Raw genomic sequence first — 19,907 nt, forward strand, 5'->3', positions numbered from 1 at the left:
CCTTCTGTGAAATTTTTCATACGTGTGTAACGGCGGTGAGCTTCTCCGATGGAGCGTGCCAGAGAATTTTCGTTTTCAGGGACAGCAATGAGGTGAACATGGTTGGTCATCAGACACCAGGCCAGGAAGGTCACGCCTGAGAGTTCAGCATGCTCGGCCATCACTTGCAAATAAGTGAGTCGGTCTTGATCGTCAGAAAAGATGTCCATAGAGCGGACACCACGTTGAGTGATGTGATGTGGATAGGTAAGAATAACCAGACGAGCAAAACGTGCCATCAATCCCCCTCCGGATCGGTGTCATCCATGTTATTGGTTAGTGGCTATCAGCCTAACGAATTCATTTTTCCATTGCAAGTTCTTTAAATTGGTATTATGTCCCCGGAATTTCTCGTCTGGTGAGCTTGAGGAGTTTATGCGCCAGCAGGATCTGCAGAAAATAGAAAATAGCTAGTGCTCTCGAAGCCATATTTAGCTGCAGCTATCCCCCGGTGATACCGAGGGATAGCTGCCGTATCTAATCGAGATAAGCGCTAACCGCACTAGCCCGACTGTGCGCATGCGCTTTGAGTATGTTAATAGCGTTGTAAAAATCACTGGTACTCTCTAAAAAGCTATATCCAGTCCGTTCCGCAATTGCATAGTCCTCTATCAGCTCAGCATAGTAATCATAGGTCGCTTGAATTTTAGCGGTTGCAAACGCATCATCAATGACATCTTGCAGATACCCATCGTAGCGCTCTCTATAGACATCATCCGCATACAATTGTGCAATAAGCGGCCAACTAGCGGAGTTAAGGTTAGCGAAATCAAGATCTAGGGCACCGCCCATATTGCCATCCTGCAGAGCTTCGTTATTGTCCCAAGGAATCCAGACCAGTTTAGCTGTGTCGGGATCGTTGTAGAGATAGTAGTTGTGCGCCATTAACCCATAGGTATCCCAGTTTTGAATGATACCGTTGACCGCCAGATATTTGAGGAAAGCGTCAACATCGAAAGTAGCTTCAAGATTGGCCCGCCAAGTTGCCGCAGAACTAGTATCGTCATGCAAGGCGATAAACATATCCTCGATGTCAGACCAGTCCTCATCGTCTTCGTTAGTTTTCTTCTCAAAATATTCGGCAATGCTGTCGTACTCATCCTCGACAAAGGTTGCCGCGCCATCTTCAGGTTTATACAGATTACCCTTGTCACTGGTAAATTGTGTATCGATAACGGTGTCGTCCACCTCTTCAACTAGAGTGTAAAGACCAAAATATTCGGGGCCATCGCCGTGATCTATATACAGAGCATAGAAGGCCGTATGCGACACCGCGACTCCGGCATCTCTGAATACATCAGCAGCCACCTGCTCGCGCATCAAAGACTCGTCATTATAGTTGTTTTTTAAGCTTAATTTTTTGAAGCCATAAAAACGTTGGTTGTCGATTTGGGGATAATCATCTTCAAATTCATCAAAATCCAGCTTGAAAGGCAGCTTAAGAATGCCCTGTTGCCAGCTTGTCTGTAGCGAAGAGTTGCCCTTGAAGCGGATGCCCACCCGATACCACTGGATATCGTTATAATAGATATCAGCGGGGACAAAAATCGGATCCTCATCCGTATCTTGCACGCTCGTTGAGTGTTGGCCGAAGGTTCCATACTTTGTAGTCATATCGTCGAGCATACTCTGCCAGCGTGCTGAGGTGACGACAAAATCTAAACGCTTAACCTCAACATCTTCCGCAGCGACACCCACGTTAAATACCTCCGCAAAATCGGGATCGGCTCCTTTGCTATGGGTAGCATCGGTCCAATCAGGGGTCTCAAAATCACTATCATCGGTCTCAACAGTTGTCGTTACGTCATCATCCACGGTGCTATCGCTATCACTGCTTCCGCATCCACAGAGCAACACCAGCGAACAAAATATCATGAGAAGGACAGGATAGCGCAGCGCATGAGTAAACGGCTTCATACTGTGAAACAGGTGTAGATTGAACATAGATGCCTCCAAGAGTTTGATAAGTTTCCCCTAAAATTAATTAGGTGCGCAATGACGCTTATCGAAACTCTATAGGGCAAATGTGCAGAAACTGTACTTGAAATGTGCAAATAATAAGGAGATTGAACAGAGCATACTTGTGGACTTAACACTAATCTTGCCTTCATAGTCTATATGAGAATATGCAGGAGCTGCCCCGTATGTTGTCACTGGTCTAACTTCATATCACCATACTTTATCCAGCCAATGCGGCGTAACCACTCGGAGACGGCAAAAGCGATTAGCGCCGGCAAAAGAAAATGGATAAGGGCAATTTTGACAACAAGAATCCCTGGGTTCGCTGAGGTAATCATGGTGTTCCAAGTCATAATTTGACCGACGAGGCCAGCGGTGCCCATTCCGCCTCCGCTAGGGTTATTTTCCATCCCAAAGAGCACGGTGGCAATCGGTCCAGTGATAGCACTGGCGACGATAGCAGGGATCCATATGCGTGGATTTCTGACAATATTTGGCATCTGCAGCATGGAGGTTCCCAGCCCTTGAGCTAGCAATCCATTGAGCTTGTTTTCGCGGTAACTGGCGACAGCAAAACCCACCATCTGTGCAGCACAGCCAGCGGTTGCGGCTCCTGCCGCCAACCCTTTGAGCCCTAAAATAATAGAAATAGCGGCCGAACTGATCGGCAGAGTGAGAAAGATTCCCATAAATACCGAGACAATAATGCCCATACTCAAGGGGCGCTGCTGGGTGGCAAACAGGATAATATCCCCCAGATAGGTCATAAAGGTTGCGATCGCCGGGCCAATATAGATAGCCACCAGCCCACCACTGATCAGAGTGACCATAGGCGTAATGACAATATCGAGGGGAGTCCTGCCAAAGATCAACCGCCCCATCTCAATACCGACCAAAGTGGCGATAAACGCCCCCAGTGGCTCGCCGGGTCCCACCAGATGTACAGCGGGCCCCAGCAGAACGCTGCCACTAAGAATCTTGCCCGCATAGGCTCCAAACATTCCCGTCACCGCCGAAGCGTAGACGATCAGACTGGGGGCTTTAAGTTTGTGAGCGACCCCCACTCCAATGCCTGCTCCAGTTGTGACCAGAGCGATGCTACCGATCTGCAGTAACATGGTACCAAGAGAGCCGCCAATCCCCGCCCCGATCTGTTTAATGATGAGACCAACAATGAGGGTTGAGAACAGACCAAGGGCCATTCCGCTCAGCCCGTCAATTAAATAGCGATTGATAAACCGCCGAAACAAACTTACCTGTGACATATAACCGTCCGACCCCCTTGAGCAAAAACGATGGAAAACTGTATCAACAATCTAACTGGACTCAACAAACCGATTGAGCCATCAAGAGGTCAGGCTATCATTTCTCTCTTGTAAAAACGTCTTCCTGAACAACAATTCTATAAAATTCAAGCTTCATAATCTTTAAATAATAGACTGGTCTGAATCCCCAGATTGCCCTGATATTTACCGCAGGTATAGTTTTCATAGTCCCCTTCGATGCTGTGGTAATAGATCTGGCAAATCTCAACTCCGGCATAGATACGAATAGGTTGGACACAAAAAATTTCCAGGGTCCAGAAACCTCTAAAGCCGACATCACCAAATCCAGCTGTCACATGAACAAAAAGGCCTAAACGCCCAATAGAAGACCGACCTTCCAGCATGGGAACCAACCCTTTTGTCTCTGTAAACTCGACAGTTCTGCCAAGGTAGAGACGATTTGGCTCTAGCACCAAACCTTCCTTTGGTATCTGGATTTTTTGGTAGGGGTTGTCTCGCTTCATATCCAGCAAAGGTTCACTGTAAATAATCAGTTCGTCATGCAAAGAGAGATTATAACTGTTGGGATTGATGCGGTTTTTATCGTAGGGATCAATGACAATATCGCCACCAATGCGATTTTCTATTTCTTTACCAGAGAGTATCATGCCAAAAATCCAGTCTTTTAAAAACTACAAGGGGGAATTCAAATTAAAAACCACAACCGACACCACCGGCATAATCATCGTCATACTCGATAGCACCATGGGGACAAGCAGGGATGCAAAGACCATCAACAGTACATTTGGAGGCATCGATAGTCGCTTTACCGGCAATGAGACTGATTGCATTTTCTGGACAGATTTTGACACATGCTGCGTGACCGCAACAGAGAGTCTGGTCAACAATAATCCGCATAAAAAAACCTTTAAGGAATGAGAGTAAAAAAATCAAGGTTCGCTATATCCTAATAAAATGGACAACGTCTGGTCAAGAAGTGGGGCAGAAAAAAGCTCTGCGGGATGAACGCCATGACAAGGTCAAATCATTCCTCACGTAAAACCCCACAGGCCCAACAGGCTCCAAACTGGGCATCACAACGTTCTCCACAGGCAGGGCATATCCAAGAATCACCAGGAGTGATATCATTCTGTAGCCAGGATTGTAAAAACATTTGTGCTCGCGGAAAGACCTCATCATCAATCACCCAGAGCTCTGGTTGACATTCAATAAAAGGGATCTCCCCCAAAGCAGAAGACAATTGATCATTTTTGAGGATGCACTGAATCCCTTCGTTAGCCAGGATTTCTTGAATCAGCGACGCCTGCGAACGATCCCAGTAGTTAAAAACATGCAGCTTTTTCATGACAGGAAGTATATCATTTATTGGCAGGCATCAAAGTAAAGTTATTTTTTAACCAATAAGCGGAGTTTTAGCGCTTATTTTTCTCGTTAATAACAAGGAATGAAATCTATTATTATGCAAGAGATGATTCGCCACATCCTCACGTCCAAAGTTTATGAAGCCGCAATTGAAACCCCGCTTGAAGAGGCCGTTAACTTATCCACCGAACTTAAGAACCGAGTGTTCCTCAAACGTGAGGACCTCCAGCCGGTTTTTTCCTTCAAATTACGGGGAGCTTACAACAAGATTGCCCAACTCTCAGAAGCAGAAAAGAATAAAGGGGTCATTGCCGCTTCTGCGGGAAATCACGCCCAAGGGGTCGCTTTCTCAGCTCAAAAGCTCGGTCTAAAAGCTTTGATTGTGATGCCGGCAACAACACCGCAGATCAAAATTGACGCTGTGAAGGCTTTCGGTGCAAAAATTGTGCTTCATGGAGACAACTATTCAGAAGCAGCCGAACGTTGTAAAGCGATTCTCGCGGAAACAGGCATGACCTATATTCACCCTTTTGATGACAAGCTGGTGATTGCTGGCCAAGGGACCGTCGCAGACGAATTATTGCGGCAGAGCTCTGGAAAACTTGACGCAGTCTTTGTTCCGGTTGGAGGTGGTGGCCTCATTTCGGGCATTGGCGCTTACTTAAAAGCCTTGTCGCCACAAGTTAAAGTCATCGGGGTAGAACCAAATGACAGTGATGCCATGTATCAATCGTTACAAGCTAACAAACGGGTCATCTTACCATCCGTTGGTATTTTTGCTGACGGGGTCGCAGTGCAACAGGTTGGCAAACTCACTTTTGATTTATGCCGTCAACATGTGGATGAAATCATCCGCGTTAATACCGATGAACTTTGTAGCGCTATCAAGACGATCTATCAGGCAACTCGATCGATCGTTGAACCAGCCGGGGCCTTGGGCATGGCGGGCTTAAAACAATATATACAGAAATACAAGGTGACAGGACAAACCTTAGTCACGATTAATTCCGGCGCAAATATGAACTTTGAACGTTTGCGTTATGTCTCCGAACGGACACAAGCCGGCGAAGGGAGCGAATCATTATTTGCCGTTACCATCCCTGAAGAACCGGGCGCATTACGCTATTTCTGTCAACATATCCTCAATAAAACCAATATCACCGAATTCAATTACCGCTTATCCGATCGGACCCAGGCGCAACTTTTTATCGGGGTATCAATCGGTAACGGAGATATTCGCAATAATTTTGCCAACCGGTTGAATAAGGCCGGTTACAAAACCATTGATCTGAGCAATAACGAACTGGCAAAAACCCACCTCCGCTATATGATTGGAGGTCGCTCTGCTGAAGCAACCCGCGAACGGCTTTTCCGCTTCTGGTTCCCGGAACGTCCCGGAGCGCTGATCCGGTTTTTAGCTGATATGGGGGAAGACTGGAATATCTCTCTCTTTCACTACCGCAGCCAAGGTGGAGAGTTTGGGCGCGTCCTGATCGGTCTGGAGATTCCAGACAAGAATGAGAAGAAACTCAAGTCATTCCTCGACAATCTTGGATATCACTACATTGAGGAGACCGATGATTCAGCCTACAAGCTGTTTTTGTAATCTCAAAAAAGCCCCCGATTTCGCAAATGAAAACGGGGGCTTTTCGGGAAAATCAGTTCTTTAAAAATACAGATATTTTTAACATTCCTTCCAATCAGGTTTGCGTTTATCCAGAAAAGCCTGTACCCCTTCTTCTGCATCTTTGGTCGCACACAGGGTTGCAAATAGATCATCCATACTATCCAACCCTTGATGATATGGAACATCTTGAAGCCGCTTCAGCCCTTCTTTACCGATACGCAAAGCAATCGGGCTCTTAGAAACCAGTTTTTCTGCCAGTTTGAGGGTCTCAGCCGTCAGATCCGCATCCGCAACCACCTTGTTGACGAGACCAAGCCGCTCAGCTTCTGCTGCACCAATCATGTCCCCGGTTAAAACCATCTCCATCGTCTTCTTTTTGCCAATAATCTTTGCCATCGGTGCGGCAGGCCCCAGACAAATCAACCCGACATTAATGGCAGTCGTCCCAAAGGTGGCGGATTCTGCGGCAACAGTCAGATCACAAGCGAACGAAAGACCTGCCCCGTTCGCCAAGGCAAACCCCTGCACTGAGGCAATAGTCGGTTTATTCAACATGTCCAGCGTGTGGTAAAAGGCATCAATCCCATATAAAAATTTCCGGTATTGCTGATGGGTCTTGTTTTTGAATTGGTCCAGAGATATTCCGGTACAGAAGTTCTTGCCTGCAGCATTAATGACAATGACTCTAACATCATCATCTTTCTCCATTGCCCAGAGAGCCTGATCGAGTTGATCAGCAAACTCAGGGATAAAGGTGTTCATTGCCTCCGGTCGATTTAAGGTAATAAATCCGATACGGTTCTCTTTGCGGGTTAAAATCAGCTCTGCCATCGTTAATTCCTCCACTAGAAAAATAGAACGTTGTTTCCTTAGTTTAATTCACCCTTCTGATTGAGGAAACAATTATTTATAATTTTTTCTTGAAAGGAGATCTCGGTATTGATTTTTGCGCTGCACAGCTGCGCCAATTTCAGCCTGAAACAAAAATCGCCCACGAGTTAACAATCGTGGGCGATGGAGATAAGATCAAGGGAGAAAAATCAGTACTTCTTAATATAATTATTGGTTTCCCAGTCAGTTACGGCGGTCCGATAGGAATTCCATTCCTGCGTCTTCCCCTCGATGTATTTATTTAAAATGTGCTCACCCAGTGCTTCTTTAGAGATCGGGCTCTGTTTGAGTGCGACAAGGGCTTCTTCCAAACTACCGGGAAGACTGTCAATACCGGCAGTCTGCTTTTCTGCGGGGGTCATATGGAAAATATCTACATTGACCGATTCTGGAGCAACCAACTTGTTTTTCACCCCGTCAAGCCCTGCTTGTAGCATCATGGCTAAAGCAAGATAAGGATTGCATGAAGGATCTGGACTGCGTATCTCGGTTCTGGTCCCAAGACCACGAGATGCGGGAATACGCACCAGAGCAGAGCGATTTGATGCTGACCAGGCGACATAAACTGGCGCTTCATAGCCCGGCACCAACCGCTTATAAGAATTCACCAAAGGGTTCGTAACCGCAGTAAAGCCCCGGGCATTTTTGAGAATACCAGCGATATAATGATAAGCCGTCTCACTGAGTTTGAGCGGGCCATTTTCATCGAAAAAGGCGTTCTCCCCGTCAAGGGAGAACAACGACTGATTAGTATGCATCCCGGAACCGTTGATACCAAAAACGGGTTTGGGCATAAAAGTAGCGTGGAAGCCATGTTTAGCGGCAATTGAGCGGACCACCCATTTAAAGGTCAAAGTGTTATCGGCTGCGGTCAGGGCATCGGCATACTTGAAGTTAATCTCGTGCTGTCCTTCAGCCACTTCATGATGGGATGCTTCGATCTCGAAATTCATCGCTTCGAGGGTTTCAATAATTTCACGTCGACAACCGATGCCGGTATCTTCGGGGTCGACATCAAAATATCCCGCGACATCATTGGTTTCGATTTTCATTTTTCCTTGTTCGTCTTGTTGGAACAGAAAAAATTCGCACTCCGTTCCAACGTTCATCGTATAACCAAGCTCTTTAGCCTCGGCCAGAACACGCTTCAAATTGACTCGCGGACAACCAATAAACGGTGTCCCATCCGCTCTGTAAACATCACAAATAATCCGCGCAGCATTGATTCCGTCTCTTTTTCTCCAGGGGAGAACCAAAAAACTGTTGTAGTCCGGTTTCAAGTACATGTCCGACTCATTTATGCGGACAAACCCATCAATCGAAGAGCCATCAAACATCATCTGTCCATCAAGGGCTTTCTTAATCTGACTACGCGGGATAGCAACATTCTTCATAAATCCGAAGATATCGACAAACTGTAAACGAAAAAAGTTCACGTTTTTTTCTTCAATAATTTTCATGATGTCATCGCGTGTCATAGCCGGGCTCCTTGGTTATGGGTGAGGTAAGGAAAAGATTTTATCAATTTCACTCTATTGAAAGCCATGAGAGTCAAAAAATCGAGGACTCTGTTCGGGTGGTAAATAGTTCGAGAAATTTCATCCCCATGAAAGAGTTTCCCTTCGCATTCAGAGGCGGACTCCAGACAGCAATACTGTATTTATCGGGATGAACCGCGACAATTCCTCCTCCAACCCCACTTTTTCCCGGCAAGCCAACCTTGAAAGCGAACTCCCCAGCCTCGTCATAGAAGCCACAAAGTTGCATAATTGCGTTGATCCGCTTGGATTTTCTGGCACTGATCACCATCTCTCCATTGATAGGATTGACCCCATCTGTAGCCAGATATAAAAATGCTTGAGCCAACTGTTTACAACTCATCTCAATGGAGCAGAGGTCACAGTAAAAATCTAACACCTTATCAATGTCGTGAGTTATATTTCCATAAGACTTAATCAGGTTGATCATTGCCGCATTCTTATGCCCGGTCAGTCTTTCTGAGGTAGCCACTCTGGAGCAATAATCTATATCGGTATCACCCGCTAGACCTCTGACAAATTTGATAAAATCTTGCCGCGGATTGGGCAGATGATTGAGAAGAACATCGCAAACAACCATCGCTCCAGCATTGATCAACGGGTTACGTGGGATTCCTTGCTCATACTCTAACTGTACCAGAGAATTAAATGGTGACCCCGACGGTTCCACCCCGACGCGGTTCCAGAGATGATCTTCATCAAATCCACGGGCCAATGTCAAAGCCAACACTTTAAAAATACTTTGAATTGAGAACTTGGTCTGAGAATCTCCAAGAGAATAGTGTTCCTTGTTGATTGTGGTCAGATGGGCACCAAACTGACGTGGATCGACATGACTTAATTCGGGAATATAAGTGGCAATCTTCCCGGTGTTTTTGATCGTTTGCAGTTCGGTTTCAACTTCACAAAATGCCTCAGCATAATTCATATGCGTCTCCCTTGTATCCTCTCTCCGTCACTGGCATCAAAACCTTACTCCAAAAAATCCAAAAAGCTGAATCATGGTGCGTTCTGGAGCCACTCAACCTGTACCGCTAAATTGGTTAACACATCGCCAGCACCAAATTGATGAAAAATTGCGACGTCTGCAGCATCACGACCATACGCAATCGCAATCCGGCCATTACAGAGTTGATTCTGGGTTGGATCAAACGTATACCAACGACCTCCGACAAACGCTTCAAACCAGGCGTGTAGGTCCATCGGTTGTAAACCGACAAGATAGCCGACAACTAAACGTGCTGGGATACAGATACTCCGGCATAAAGCGATTCCCAGATGAGCCAGATCGCGGCAGACCCCTTCCCCTCTCGAATTGACTTCACTGGCTGAGATGGGGACATTGCTTGAACCTGGAGTGTAGCGGATGGTGTTCCGGATCCACGAATCAATCGTCGCCACCTGATCGTAACCCGGCTGCACCTCGGCAACGAGGCCCCAGGCTAGCTCACCAAAGCGGTCGGATTCGCAGTAACGGCTCGGCAGCAGATAAACAAGAGCCTGCTCGGGCAATCGCTGAACCTCAACCAGAGGTGCCCCTGGTCCCGCAATAATGACATCGGTGGTCTTAACTTCTGCCGATGTGGTGATAGAAAAAGCCCCCAACGGTGCGATTAAGCGTTGACAGAGATTACCGTAGGTATCTGAAAACTCGGTGACAGTCACATGGGGATTCAGAGTATAGGACTCCCGGGCGACCCATTGTTCCGCATTACTCCGTGGCCGTAACATCAGCACTAGAGGGGTAGCCGTTTCCATAAAGAAATCAAGCCTGCAACCAGCCTTAATCCATGGCATCTCTGCAATTCCTATTCTCTGTTATTCGAGGGCTCTCATCACCGTGGCACTATCATGATCAGCGATCTGCGGAGTGAAAAAAACTTCACGGATCGAGATTCCAACGTCAAGAATTTCGGCCTCAGTTTTAACCAGATACTCATGTAACCCCTGCTCGAAGATCTCTTCCAAAGAGGCAAAATCAAAGTCGGCAAGGAGGCGACCCAATACCTGTTCAGCCTTGTTTGAATAAGTGCCACGTCGGCCACCGGTAATATGCTGCAAGGAACTCATAGCAGCATCCAGACAGTAGTGAACCGCACGGGGAAAATGGAGATCTAGCAGTAGGAAATCGACAATTTTTTTCGGATCAATCCGACCATGGCGTTTACGATACATTTCAAACGCACTGCCTGAACGGAGCAGAGCCCCCCAGAGGATATTGTCGTACGGGCTACCGACATAATCGACTGATGGGAGCAGGATAAAGTATTTGACGTCAAGAATCCGCAGGGTTTTGTCTGCCCGCTCCAGCAAACGTCCCAAACGACCGAAGTGCCAACCTTCACCATGATTCATAGTGGAGTCGGTAATACCGATAAAAGTATGACTTGCAGTCATAATGTCGGCAAAAAACTGATGTGGCAGGTCCAGCGAATCTTCTTTAGCAGCACTGTTAATCATCAGATAAAAGGTGTTGAGCTGTTCCCACATCTCCGAGCTGATATACTCGCGGACAGAACGGGCGTTTTCGCGCGCAGCACGCACACAAGAATGAATTGAATTGGGATTATTCCGATCAAAAACCAGAAACTCAATAGCCTTCTCCCGGGTCACCTCACCATAGAGTTTTTCAAATAACTCATGATCTCCCGTAGTATTAATCAAAGGCTGCCACTGGCTGCTGGTACTCTCGGGGAGATCCAGAGCCATCTGATAATTGGCATCAATAAACCGAGCGACATTTTCTGCCCGTTCGCTGTAACGATTCAGCCAGTAGATAGAGCTTGCAACGCGACTTAACATTATAATCCCTCCTCTTTTGGCATAGGTGATTCAGGTGATCGTCCCCCTTCAGCATTCAGGACCCAAGTATCTTTACTCCCACCACCCTGCGAAGAATTGACCACCAGAGATCCCTTTTTCAAGGCCACCCGGGTCAAGCCCCCGGGCATGACGTAGATATCGCTGCTGCCATAAAGGATATAAGGGCGTAAATCGACATGGCGACCTTCAAAGTGATCCTCAACCATCACTGGAACCCGCGACAAATCAAGTGTCGGCTGGGCAATATAGGTTCGCGGACTAGCTTTGATCCGCTTGGCAAACTCTTCCTGCTCTGCTTTTGTAGAATGGGGGCCAACCAGCATCCCGTAACCACCGGATTCATTAACCGCCTTCACTACCAACTTATCCAAATTCTCTAACACATATTTACGCTCATCTTCACGCCAGCAGGCAAAGGTCTTGACGTTCTTGATGATGGGCTCTTCGTTAAGGTAGTAACGAATAATATCAGGGACGTAGGCGTATACAGCTTTGTCATCTGCAACGCCAGTACCGGGAGCGTTCGCCAAGGCAACTTTCCCGCGTCGGTAAGCTTCCATTAATCCCGGAACCCCGAGCATAGAATCTGACCGGAAAACCTTGGGATCCATAAAGTCATCATCGATCCGCCGATAAATGACATCCACCCGTTCCAGACCTTTGGTCGTCCGCATCATCACTTCACCGCGATGGACCACCAAGTCACTCCCTTCAACCAACGGAACCCCCATTTGCTGCGCCAAAAAGCTATGTTCAAAATAGGCGGAATTATACATTCCCGGAGTCCAGACCACCACCATTGGCGAGCGGACACCCAGCGGAGCAATTTCTTGGAGCATGTCCAGCAAACGGTTCGGATATTCATTCACCGGCTGGACGCTGCAGGCATCAAAAACCATCGGGAATATCCGTTTCATCAACAGACGGTTTTCCAAAACATAGGAGACCCCCGAAGGGCAACGCAAATTATCCTCGAGGACATAGAATTCCCCATCTCCGCCACGGACAAGATCGGTGCCGGTGATATGGCACCAGATACCACCAGGGGGCTTCAGGCCAATACAGGGTTTACGGAAACCGTCAGCTGAGAGGACCAGATCGGCGGGGATAATCTTATCTTTGAGAATCTTCTGTTCATTGTAAACATCATCAATAAAACAGTTCAGGGCTTTGATCCGCTGCTTTAATCCCGGCTCAAGGGTTTGCCACTCTTCTGCCTGAATGATGCGCGGCACCATATCGAAAGGAAAGATCTTTTCTGTTTGCGAATCGTTACCATAAACATTGAAGGTGATGCCAAGGTTCAGAAGAGAACTTTCTGCGGCTTTTTGACGCCTTTGGAGCTCGGCCTCCGGCAACGCGTTGATCCTCTCAATGAGGAGATCAGCCCCCGAACGGGGCTTCCCCTGGGGATCAAATAGCTCATCGTAAAACCCTTCGGTGTTGTAACCATCAAATTTCATCAGAGAATCCTTTCCTTATAGTTTTTATGGCTATCAGGCTATCTTCAACTTAGTCAACCAACAAGACCAGCGGGCTGCCGGGCGACATCCACGGAGACAGAAACTTTATGTTTCCCACCTCCGAGTGCCACACCTCGCAAAGGGGAAACATCGGAGAAGTCTCGTCCCCAGGCAACGGTGATATGTTGATCTGAAAGGAGTTTATTGTTGGTCGGATCAAAATCGACCCAGCCGAGATCAGCAACATAGACAGAAAACCATGCATGTGAAGCATCGGCCCCCACCAACCGCTCTTGTCCAGCCGGTGGGAGAGTCTCAATATAACCACTAACGTATCGAGCAGCCAGTCCTATTGACCGTAAACAGGCCACTCCAAGATGGGCAAAATCCTGACAGACGCCACGCCGTTCTGACAATACCTTAGAGAGAGGTGTGGAAATTGTGCTAAAGCCAGGATCATATTTAAACTCATGATAAATGCGTTGCATCAAATCAAATGTAGCCTCTCCGAGTGGACGGTCAGGCGGAAACGACGTCCGCGCATAAGCCTCCAACTGGGGAGAGCGCTGTGCAAAAGGTGAATCGTAAAGAAACGGCAGGGCTGCAAAGACCTCTTCGCTCCATTCACGATGCAATCGTGCTTTTGTTGTCTCCCAAGAAAATTGGTTTGCGGAAACTAAAATATTTGGATTTGAACACACCGAAACCTCACTGAGTGCTGTAACAACGAGCTTATTGTGCGGATGCTGGATGGCAAAATGGTTGATTCGGTTACCGAACGGATCCAGCCGCTGACGGAGATCCGAAGGGGCAGGATCAATCTGTAACTCACTGGAGATACAGTGTTGCCACGGGGTCTCCCGGATCAACAAACAGGCTTCGTTCCGGCAGAGTGAGACCGGTTCGCTGTAAGTATATTGAGTCGCATGTTTAACACGAAAATTCATGATGCTTTTTCCTGCTGCACAGAACCCAACCGTTGCGGAACTTGAGACGGACTGAAATAGAGCTGGATCAGAGTCTCTGACAGTTTTTCCAGTTGTTTTTTCTGCGCGCTGAGGAAAGTATCCAAAAATGGATAGCTCTGACCATCATCCGCAGACTGTGCAAGTTTTTTTGGATCAATGGTGTTGAGCTCTGCCAACGCCTCATTGATCAGCCTCTCATCGTCCAGCGCCCGTTCAGAGGGTTGATCGTGCGGTAACGCAACCACCAGCTGAGAGAGCTGGGTCAACTGGCACTTCAGAGCCCGGGGATAATTTTCATCCAACAACAGTAACTCAAGGATCGTCGGTAATTGCATAAATGAGCGATAACGGCGGCGATAAGTGATAAGGCTGTTACAGGTTGAAAGCACCGTTTCGAATATTTGCGCTTGCATTGATGGCTTGTAATAAGGAACCAACGTCGCCCGTAATAAGGCGATAAGTGCCAGCGCTCGTTCCAAACTGCGGCCGATTTTCAACATCCGCCAGTCGGTTTCGCGGGCCATATTGTCGTTATTAAGACCACTGAAGGCTGACAATTGCAGTAGCAGCTGGTTGACACTTTCTTGCAACCGTCCACTTCCAATCAAGCTGACTGAAAACTTCGGATTCCAGTTCTGCTGAATATTATCGACAATCCGCCAGGCGTCTTCAGGGAGGATATCCCGGACCGTATAAGCTGAATAACCGAATCCCCGCAACGAAGAACGCAAGCTCCCCGATCGCCCACTATCACTGGCAAGAGACATCAGTTCCACCCGGGGATCAGCCAGTTTTGTCTCTGCACCGGCACCGACAAATCCAGGATAGGATGAAGTGACATGGGTCAGGGCCTGTAACAAATTATTTAAGCCCAGCTGATCATCGGGGTCACGAAACTCTTTATATTCTCTAAGTTTGACCAGAATCGACCGGAACAACCGCGCCGTAGCCTCGGATCGTTCAGAATAACGCCCGGCCCAGAACAGGTTTTCTGCCGTACGACTCGGCAAAGATTTAGTCCGCGCTTCGATGAACTGATCCGGTTGAGCTTCGAGCCAGAGATTCACCTGCTTGTCCAGTTCTGGCGTCAACACCCAGGTATCCTTACTCCAACCACCATCCTTGACCACCAACAGGCTGCCTTCATTCTCGTTAATACGTGACAACCCTCCGGACATGGCAATATAGGATTGCTCATGAGCCGTCAGATAGGTGCTTAGAACACAGGGGCGTTGCTCAACCTTATCCGTCACGAAAGCCGGAACCATCGATAAGCTGGACATCTCTTGCCCCACATACAGATGGGGATTAGCGAGGATTCTATCTCTCCACACACAGATTTGCCCTTTATCCAATCGTCCCGGAATCATTTCAGGAAAGCCGGGAATCGGATAGATGGGCTTGATAATCAGCTCATTGATATTATCCAGAACAAACCTACGTTCCCGTGGTTGCCCACACCACCAGGTCGCGACCGATGGCAAGAGCAACTCTTCGCCGAGAAAATACCTGGAAATTCCAGGTAAAAATGCCAGCAATGCAGGATTTTTAATCACCCCACAGCCAATCGAATTGGCGGTCACAACGTTGCCACGACGCACCACTTCCAACAATCCGGGGACACCGAAGAGTGAATCACCACGCAGTTCCAGAGGATCACAGAGTTCATCCTCAAGTCGATGCAGCAGCACATCAATCTGCCGCAGTCCGCCCACCGATTTCAACCAGACACACCCATCACGTACGATCAGATCGCCCCCTTGAACCAAGGGGTAACCAAGGTAAGAAGCGAGATAAGCATGTTCAAAATAGAGTCGATGTTCAGGGCCAGGGGTCAGCACCACAATACGTGGATCAGCCTGATTATTGCGCGCCAAGAGACTTAATTGATTCTTTAAAGCCCGAAAGTACATAGCCAAACGGTGGACTTGGAAATCCTGAAACAGGCGCGGAAAACTTCGCGTCATTACGATCCTATTTTCAACCGCGTAACCTGAACCATAGGGCGGTTGGGCATGATCCTCAAGCACCCAGAAACGGCCATCTTTTCCTTGAGCAAGGTTGGCCGAATAGAGATTCATATGGCGTCCACCCGACGTTGGGAGTCCGACACATGGCCAGAGGAACCCTTTGTGCGCATAAATCAATTCTGGCGGCAACAGCCCCTTCTTGATCAGTGTCTGTGGACCATAAACATCTGCAAGAATCAGATTTAGAAGTTGTGCCCGCTGAATAAGGCCCGCTTCAACCCGCGTCCATTCCTCACTCCCGATCACCAGAGGGATGGGATCAAACTGCCAGGAGTGTGAATCATCCGTGGGACCAAAAAAATTATGAGTTGCGCCATTTTCACGCAATAGTCGTTGCGCTTCTTTGCGCCGACTGGCTAACTTTTTAGTGCCCAGCTTTTGCAGCGTTTGCATGAGTTGTTGTTCATGCCGTGGCAGCGTTCCTTGAAGAGAGGAGCTTTCCCCATCTTGACTCAGTTCCCTTGCATAGGCTTGAGAGCCGATCCCCTGACTTTGACGCTGTTCAAACTTTATACTCACACTTATATCCCACTGTCCTGAACCGGTCAGGCATGCAAATCAAAATTGTTATTGACGCTGGCGACGCAGATCAAGAGTATAGGGAAATTCCACATTGTACTCTTCAATTGGCGGCGCCATAGGTCCTGGCACTGTTCCCTCAGGGAAGAATTTACCAAGACGTTTGAATTCAGGTTGTGGCTGAAGTAAGCCTTGGGTGTGTTCCGTATCTCGAAATAAAGAGACCCGGCGTGACTCAGCAGTGATCGCATTGACCGGAAAGTCTTCGTAACTTCGTCCTCCGGGATGGGCAACATGATAGGTACAACCACCAATCGAATGGCCGTTCCAAGTGTCGATAATATCAAAGACCAGAGGAGAATCAGATTTGATCGTTGGGTGAAGCGCAGAAGGGGGCTGCCAGGCCTTATAGCGAACGCCGGCGACAAACTCATCGTTGCGACCAGTATTGTGCAGCGGTAAACGGCGGCCATTACAAGTAATGACATGTCGCCCTTCTGTCAATCCGGTAACATGTAATTGTAACCGTTCCACAGAAGAATCAACGTAACGTGCTGTCCCCTGACTAGTGACCTCTTCACCAAGGACATGCCAAGGCTCGATTGCAAAGCGCAATTCCAGCTCAATACCTTCAATCTGGACAGTTCCATAGCGGGGAAAACGGAATTCGAAAAACGGATCAAACCAGTCTGCCTGAAACGGGTATCCCGCTGTCTGCAGCGCAGCAATAACATCTTTGATATCCTGCCGCACATAGTGAGGCAGCAAGAAACGGTCATGTAATGCCGTTCCCCAGCGGATCAGGTCATGTTTATACGGCTCTTTCCAGAACCAGGCAATCAGGGTCCGCAACAACAAATTTTGTACCAGACTCATCCGCGCGTGGGGCGGCATTTCAAAGGCCCGCAACTCCACGATCCCGAGACGTCCGGTAGAGCTGTCCGGTGAATAGAGTTTATCAATACAGAACTCAGAACGATGGGTGTTGCCGGTCACATCAATCAGAAGATTGCGCATCAATCGATCAACCAACCAGGGGGCAGCGACCTCCCCTTCCGGCATCTGTTGAAAAGCAATTTCGAGTTCATATAGAGAATCATCGCGGGCTTCATCTATGCGCGGCGCCTGACTGGTTGGCCCCATAAACATCCCGGAAAACAAATAAGAAAGTCCAGGATGATGTTGCCAGAAGGTCACCAAACTACGCAGTAAATCTGGGCGACGCAGCATCGGACTGTCAGCCGGGGTTGCCCCACCAAGGGTGATATGATTACCACCTCCGGTCCCGGTGTGGCGTCCATCAAGCATAAACTTCTCTGTCCCGAGACGACATTGCCGCGCATCTTCGTATAAACGTACGGTATTATCAACAATCTCCTGCCAACTGCCAACCGGATGAATATTGACCTCAATTACCCCCGGATCCGGAGTGACAGAAAAACGTTCGATGCGCCAATCTCTGGGAGGCTCATAGCCTTCAATCACCACGGGGAGACTAAGTTCTTCTGCGGTAAGTTCCAGAATACTGATCAGATGCAGATATTCTTCCAAAGAACTCAGTGGAGGCATGAAGATATACAACCGCCCCTGTCGCGCTTCGACACAGAGAGCGGTGTGCGTAACCTCAACCTGCTGCTCCTCTTCGTAAGCAGCCTTTTCAAGCTCTGGTTGTTGCTCTGAAATTAACCGACCAGACCAGAGACCTCGGTAGTTTTCCAGTGGTGGCAACGGTTGAAACTGATTCTGTTGAAAGAATGGTTCGCGCTTCTCCGGTGCGACCCAAGGGAGAGAATCCAACGGCAAACGTAACCCCATACCGGAATCACCCGGAATCAAAAACATCTGCTCACGCCTGAATTCCCAGTGACTACTGCTCCAACCCTCTCTCTCTGGATCCCATTTTAACGGCAGAGCATATCCCACCGGATCACCGAGCCCTTTTTCCAGAACCTGTGCCAGGGTGCGACGTTCCGAAGAATCTTTAAGATTAGCTTTTAGCGGGTCGACATTGGCAGGAACTGTGCCCTCTTTCCACAACCAGTAGAGGGTATCCTCATAACCAGGGACGAGATATTCTTGATTGATCGCCAGATGTTCAACCAAACGGTTAGCAAACTTCTCAGCGTCCTGATGGTCAACGTGATAATCTTTGTTAATATCGGCTAACAACTCAGGGTTGTGCCAGATCGGCTCTTTGTCTTTACGCCAGAAGCAACTATTGGCCCAACGCGGTAAAGGCTCTCCCGGATACCACTTCCCCTGGCCAAAGTGTAGCAAGCCACCGGTAGTAAAGGTGTCACGCAGACGCAGCGTCAAATTATAAGCCAATTCTCGCTTATGCGGTCCATCAGCACTGGTATTCCATTGCTCGCTTTCCATATCGTCAATGGAGACAAAGGTTGGTTCGCCGCCCATAGTCAGGCGGACATCGTCAGCGAGCAGATCTTCATCGACCTGCTGTCCGAGAGCATTAATCAACGCCCACTGGTCATCACTATAGGGCTTGGTGACCCGTGGGTCTTCGTGAATGCGGGTCACCGTATTACTGTGCTCAAACTCAACTTCACACAGATCCATCCCGCCAGTCACTGGTGCTGCGCTGGTGGGATGGGGCGTACAAGCCAATGGAATATGGCCTTCGCTGGCCAGCAAACCAGAGGTCGGATCAAGACCTATCCAACCGGCACCGGGGATATAGACTTCGGTCCAGGCATGTAGATCGGTAAAGTCGGCTTCAGGTCCAGAGGGACCATCAAGGGCTTTCTCATCGGCCGTCAATTGCACCAGATAACCGCTGACAAATCTCGCCGCAATGCCTAAATGTCTGAAGATCTGTACCAGCAACCAAGCAGAATCACGACAGGAACCAATCTGCCGCTGCAAGGTCGTTTCGCAACTCTGCACCCCCGCCTCCATCCGCACAGAATAATTGACTGTCTCCTGCACTTGACGATTGACCTCGACGAGAAAGTCGATAGTGAGAACTTCACTACGATCAATCCGCTCTAACCATTTTTGCAAATGGGGCCCGGTCACAACCTTCTGTAAGTAAGGAGCAAGTTCTGTATATTCGAGCTTGCTATAGTTGAAAGGGTATTTCTCCGCAGATTCTTCGATAAAGAAGTCAAACGGATTATAGACGGTCATATCAGCAATGACTTCAACTTCAAAACGCAACACATCGGTCTTTTCAGGAAAAACCAACCGCGCCACATAGTTACCAAAAGCATCCTGCTGCCAGTTCAAAAAGTGAGTCTCAGGGAGAACCTTCAAAGAATAAGCATGGATCGGGGTACGGCAGTGAGGTGCTGGCCGTAGCCTTAAAATGTGGGGGGATAATGATACCGGACGGTCAAACTTATAGCTGGTGACATGATTACAGGCAATACGAATGGGCATAAG

General features: G+C 48.1%; 16 protein-coding genes. 1 reads left to right on the top strand and 15 read right to left on the bottom strand.

Translation table 11 applies throughout. The annotated features are described in order from the left end of the window. From BLU87_RS11540 to BLU87_RS11565, 6 genes are all read right to left on the bottom strand, one after another. Positions 1 to 278: transposase (locus BLU87_RS11540; RefSeq protein WP_175498369.1), on the bottom strand; the 278-nt coding region annotated here is incomplete at its 3' end. 238 nt (positions 279 to 516) lie between these two features. Further along, positions 517 to 1,983 carry a CotH kinase family protein gene (locus tag BLU87_RS11545; RefSeq protein WP_092348536.1) on the bottom strand — a complete coding sequence of 489 codons (1,467 nt, stop codon included), beginning with the start codon at positions 1,981 to 1,983 and terminating at the stop codon, positions 517 to 519. 206 nt (positions 1,984 to 2,189) lie between these two features. Continuing rightward, positions 2,190 to 3,263, bottom strand: coding sequence for a PTS sugar transporter subunit IIC (locus BLU87_RS11550; protein WP_175498370.1), 1,074 nt, complete (start codon positions 3,261 to 3,263; stop codon positions 2,190 to 2,192). A 146-nt stretch (positions 3,264 to 3,409) separates the two neighbouring features. Next, positions 3,410 to 3,931: a dCTP deaminase gene (gene dcd / locus BLU87_RS11555; RefSeq protein ID WP_092348539.1), complete on the bottom strand. Its 522-nt coding sequence runs from the start codon at positions 3,929 to 3,931 to the stop codon at positions 3,410 to 3,412. Between the two features lie 43 nt (positions 3,932 to 3,974). Continuing rightward, on the bottom strand, positions 3,975 to 4,217 hold the full coding sequence (locus BLU87_RS11560; RefSeq protein ID WP_092348542.1) for a ferredoxin family protein: 243 nt from the start codon (positions 4,215 to 4,217) through the stop codon (positions 3,975 to 3,977). 91 nt (positions 4,218 to 4,308) lie between these two features. Beyond that, a complete protein-coding gene (locus BLU87_RS11565; RefSeq protein WP_092348545.1) occupies positions 4,309 to 4,629 on the bottom strand; it encodes a putative signal transducing protein in 321 nt (106 codons plus the stop codon). 114 nt (positions 4,630 to 4,743) lie between these two features. On the opposite strand from BLU87_RS11565, the gene ilvA reads away from it, so the two are divergent. After that, complete coding sequence (ilvA, locus tag BLU87_RS11570; protein WP_092348548.1) at positions 4,744 to 6,252, top strand: threonine ammonia-lyase, biosynthetic; 1,509 nt, start codon at positions 4,744 to 4,746, stop codon at positions 6,250 to 6,252. Between the two features lie 78 nt (positions 6,253 to 6,330). On the opposite strand, the gene BLU87_RS11575 is transcribed toward ilvA, so the two are convergent. The 9 genes from BLU87_RS11575 to BLU87_RS11615 form a co-directional block, all read right to left on the bottom strand. Then, positions 6,331 to 7,104 (bottom strand): enoyl-CoA hydratase/isomerase family protein, encoded by a 774-nt coding sequence (locus BLU87_RS11575; RefSeq protein ID WP_092348551.1) that lies wholly within the window; start codon positions 7,102 to 7,104, stop codon positions 6,331 to 6,333. Between the two features lie 209 nt (positions 7,105 to 7,313). Then, positions 7,314 to 8,642: a type I glutamate--ammonia ligase gene (gene glnA, locus BLU87_RS11580; protein ID WP_092348554.1), complete on the bottom strand. Its 1,329-nt coding sequence runs from the start codon at positions 8,640 to 8,642 to the stop codon at positions 7,314 to 7,316. Positions 8,643 to 8,715: 73 nt separating this feature from the next. After that, positions 8,716 to 9,630 carry a glutaminase gene (locus BLU87_RS11585; protein ID WP_092348557.1) on the bottom strand — a complete coding sequence of 305 codons (915 nt, stop codon included), beginning with the start codon at positions 9,628 to 9,630 and terminating at the stop codon, positions 8,716 to 8,718. A 71-nt stretch (positions 9,631 to 9,701) separates the two neighbouring features. Further along, a complete protein-coding gene (locus tag BLU87_RS11590; protein WP_092348560.1) occupies positions 9,702 to 10,499 on the bottom strand; it encodes a transglutaminase-like domain-containing protein in 798 nt (265 codons plus the stop codon). A gap of 21 nt (positions 10,500 to 10,520) precedes the next feature. Further along, positions 10,521 to 11,504, bottom strand: a complete 984-nt coding sequence (locus tag BLU87_RS11595) for an alpha-E domain-containing protein (protein ID WP_092348563.1) — start codon at positions 11,502 to 11,504, stop codon at positions 10,521 to 10,523. Beyond that, the gene (locus BLU87_RS11600; RefSeq protein ID WP_092348566.1) at positions 11,504 to 12,988 is read right to left on the bottom strand and encodes a circularly permuted type 2 ATP-grasp protein; all 1,485 of its coding nucleotides are present in this window, start codon (positions 12,986 to 12,988) and stop codon (positions 11,504 to 11,506) included. Before BLU87_RS11600 ends, BLU87_RS11595 begins: the two co-directional genes overlap by 1 nt. A 53-nt stretch (positions 12,989 to 13,041) precedes the next feature. After that, entirely contained in the window at positions 13,042 to 13,935 is an 894-nt protein-coding gene (locus BLU87_RS11605) for a transglutaminase family protein (protein ID WP_092348568.1), read from the bottom strand. Then, on the bottom strand, positions 13,932 to 16,505 hold the full coding sequence (locus BLU87_RS11610) for a circularly permuted type 2 ATP-grasp protein (RefSeq protein WP_245706473.1): 2,574 nt from the start codon (positions 16,503 to 16,505) through the stop codon (positions 13,932 to 13,934). Before BLU87_RS11610 ends, BLU87_RS11605 begins: the two co-directional genes overlap by 4 nt. Before the next feature lie 48 nt (positions 16,506 to 16,553). Next, on the bottom strand, positions 16,554 to 19,904 hold the full coding sequence (locus BLU87_RS11615; RefSeq protein WP_092348571.1) for a transglutaminase family protein: 3,351 nt from the start codon (positions 19,902 to 19,904) through the stop codon (positions 16,554 to 16,556). Between the last annotated feature and the right edge of the window lie 3 nt (positions 19,905 to 19,907).

Source organism: Desulfuromusa kysingii, assembly GCF_900107645.1.
Classification (GTDB): Bacteria; Desulfobacterota; Desulfuromonadia; order Desulfuromonadales; family Geopsychrobacteraceae; genus Desulfuromusa; species Desulfuromusa kysingii.